This window comes from Intestinibacter sp. (genome assembly GCF_022780145.1).
Taxonomy (GTDB): Bacteria; Bacillota; Clostridia; order Peptostreptococcales; family Peptostreptococcaceae; genus Intestinibacter.
The window spans coordinates 1-3,320 of record NZ_JALEXO010000297.1 but is presented as its reverse complement, the minus strand read 5'-3'; the positions used below and the strand labels follow the sequence as shown (position 1 = coordinate 3,320).

Genomic DNA, 3,320 nt, shown 5'->3' with positions numbered 1-3,320 from the left:
ATAGTTATATTTTTTAAAGCACTACATCCATGAAATGCATCGTTGTCTATAATAGTTACGCTTTCAGGTATAGTTACACTTGTTAATGAACTACACCTCATAAATGCCTGAATTCCTATAGCTGTTACTTTCATACCATCTATTTCTGAAGGTATTGTGATTTCTGTATCTTGACCTGTATATCCAATAATTCTTACATCAGATGGATATGATACTGCATAAGTAAAATCTCCATAAGTTAAATTGTCGTCACTGCTTGCTGAAACATCATTAGCAGTAGCTACATTATAGTTAGCTGAAACATCATTAGTAATATCTACATTATAATTAGCTTGAGCTATATTTTTTAACTCAAAATTACTTATAATAGACTTTGCATTTTTGTAGATTTCACTAGTCTGTGCATAAGATAGCATTTGACCCAGACCCGAGTTAAATACAAATGAAGCAGTAATTATAAATACTATCGCTTTTTTAAACAGCTTTTCCATTTTTTCTCCTCCTTTTCCCATAATTTGTTAATTTATTACCTATATAATATCAGAAATTTCTCTGTAATGCATTTTTTTACTTTATTAAATATATAATTTTTTATTTTTGATATGTAAAAAGTTTAAAATCTAAATATAATGCTAAATAAACCTTATTTTGATATGATATAAGTAAATAAGAACTTATATTTTGATATAATTTTTATCTTTTTATAAATTATCCCTTTGATATACAACCTCTCCATCAAAAAAAGTCATCAAAACCTGTGTCTTCTCAATATCAAGCGGCTCAATCCCAAAAATATCTCTATCTAAAACTATAAAATCTGCGTACTTACCTACCTCGATGCTTCCAATCTCATCATCTCTAAAGATTAAATAAGCCCCATTTATAGTAAAGCTTCTAACCATTTCCTCGACACTGACTCTCTCTTCTTGGTTTAACAGCCATTTTTCTTCATCTATATTACAAATTGTCTTTACACAAAAATAGCTCGCGTTGTATAAATTTCTAGTTACACCTGCTTGTATTGCGAAAAACGGATTCGGTACGGGTGTTGCTGAGTGATCTGATGAAGAGGCAATTCTTACACCAGCTTCTACAAACGAATTTAGCGGATATTCGTGTTTTGCCCTTTCACCTACCAGCTTATAGTCGACTACATCCCACCAATTTGGTCCTTTTAAATGCCAATAAGGTTGGACACTGGCTATTATATTTAACTTTTTGAACCTTTTTATGTCTTCCTTTCTGACGAGCTGAATATATGTGATTGAATTTCTATAATCTGTTTGGTCATCTAGATCGTCTTTTTCAATAGCATCTAATATCAGCTTAGTGGCGTTGTCTCCTATAGAATGTACGTGTATAGAAAATCCATTTTTATTTGCATATTCTATCGCCTTTGAAAACTCGTCTTTGTCCCACAAAAAATCACCGTAATAATTCTCACCCTTGCCAGCTTCAATTTCATAAGGCTCTATCAAGCTAGCAGTAGTTCCCTCTATTACTCCATCTGCCAAAAATTTTATTGTAGTAGTCTTGAAATAATTTGAATCAATTCTTTCTCTAATACCTCTTATTATATCGATTTGGTGGATAGGGCTTATATCGGGGCTTATTGAAAATCCAGCCGAAACTCTGATTTTTAATCTATCGTCATTTATTAATTCCTTGTAAATTTCAGGATCCATACACCATTTAAAACCTAAAATAGACAATACTATGGGAATATCTCTAGATACCTCATCTAAATGCTCTTTTTTAGGACCCTTGCCAACTTCCTCCCCTTCAAAAATCGACAAAGATCATCCCTTGCCGTAGACTACCTTTATGTCGTCGTTGTCATCGATAAATTTTTTCACATCATTTTCTTCATTTATAGTATAAATTTTTGCATTTATTATTATTGTAATTTTGTCCTTCAATCTAATCCCCACCTTTTTGCTGATTTAAAGTTCTAAGTCTATTCATTTACTATCTGTAAATTTATTTCCGCAATCAGTTCATTGACCTTGTTCATATCTACATATTTAGGTAAATCGGTATGATTTTTTGCCTCTCTGAACTTGCGGTCGTATTCATTTGTTATCTCAAAAATCTCATCAAATGAGTATTTTCCATGTCTTATATCTAGTAAAAAATCTTTTTCTTTTCTATATGTATTTATTCCTTTTCCCTCTAGGATGTCTATGCCCATCATCATAAGCCTTATCAAGTGCATCGCGTGTTTGTACAGATGTGGCTCGTCTTTTTTGTTGTTTCTGTGGTTTAGTTTGCCGTATTGCTTGATGGTCTCGTTCATTTCGCCGAGCATACTTCTCAGATCTCTAAGCGGATAATTTTTTAGATTTATATCTATGTAGATTTCCTTGTCGTATCCTTCTCTATCTGTATCATCTATGTACAAATTCAGCTCCCCATCGCATATGTCTTTGTATGATATTTCAAATGTGTCCATCCTTCTTTTTATCGATTGGAGTATGTGCTCTTCCTTGTCTGGCTGAGCTAGACTGTCTCTTGCAATGGCGTTTTGCAGTCTTCTCAGCTGGCTGACTGCATATCCATTGAATGAATCGTATGCTTTTTGAGATAAAAATACATATGCGTTTTCTCTTAGGATTTTACCTATATCATTTATTGCAAATATGTCTTCCTCTCTCGTGCCTAGAATTTCTATTGTGTTTGGATTGCAATTGCACAGTAGCTCTACTATTTGCTTTAATGGGTATATAACAGTGTCTGTTATTTTATCTGTAAACGGCTTTTCTTCATATGTCATAGATAGTATTTCCTGTTTTGTAGGCAGGTAAATTCCTCTTAAATCTATATCTGAGCCCTTGTTATTAGTTCCGTATGCGTGGCTCCCACCGTAAGTTAGTAGGGCGAGCCTTTTATTTGTAAATCTGTCGTCTTCTTTTAAAAAGCTATATTCCTTTTGATTTAATAAACTCATAATTCACACTCCTCTCAACTCTTATTAGGTTTATAATAGCATAAAAAAACTCTCTTTATCCAATATATAAATAAAAAGAGTTTTTAATTAATTAAATTACTTCTAAAATTTTACCAGCTATAAAATCAAAGCTTCCATTTTCAAACTGATCTATATCGACCTTATTAGGATTTTCAAGATTATCTGTAACCAAATAAGTCTTAACACCTAGCTCACCAGATATCATATCTTCTAGTGCATTATTTCCGACCATTATAGATTCATTTGGATTAGAACCGATTTTTTCGAAAATTTCTCTATAATAATCTAAGTTTGGCTTACAGTAGTGGCTGTTTTCGAAGGTAGTCACATAGTCAAAGTCTTCTAACTTCAA

At 32.4% G+C, this 3,320-nt stretch carries 4 protein-coding genes; all 4 read right to left on the bottom strand.

From position 1 onward, the window contains the following. Positions 1–491: leucine-rich repeat protein (locus MR593_RS11265; RefSeq protein WP_290692916.1), on the bottom strand; the 491-nt coding region annotated here is incomplete at its 3' end. Positions 492–701: 210 nt separating this feature from the next. Then, the gene (locus MR593_RS11260; RefSeq protein ID WP_290692914.1) at positions 702–1,796 is read right to left on the bottom strand and encodes an amidohydrolase; all 1,095 of its coding nucleotides are present in this window, start codon (positions 1,794–1,796) and stop codon (positions 702–704) included. Positions 1,797–1,957: 161 nt separating this feature from the next. Beyond that, positions 1,958–2,947, bottom strand: coding sequence for a DNA polymerase beta superfamily protein (locus tag MR593_RS11255; RefSeq protein ID WP_290692912.1), 990 nt, complete (start codon positions 2,945–2,947; stop codon positions 1,958–1,960). Positions 2,948–3,038: 91 nt separating this feature from the next. Further along, positions 3,039–3,320: HAD hydrolase-like protein (locus tag MR593_RS11250; protein ID WP_290692910.1), on the bottom strand; the 282-nt coding region annotated here is incomplete at its 5' end.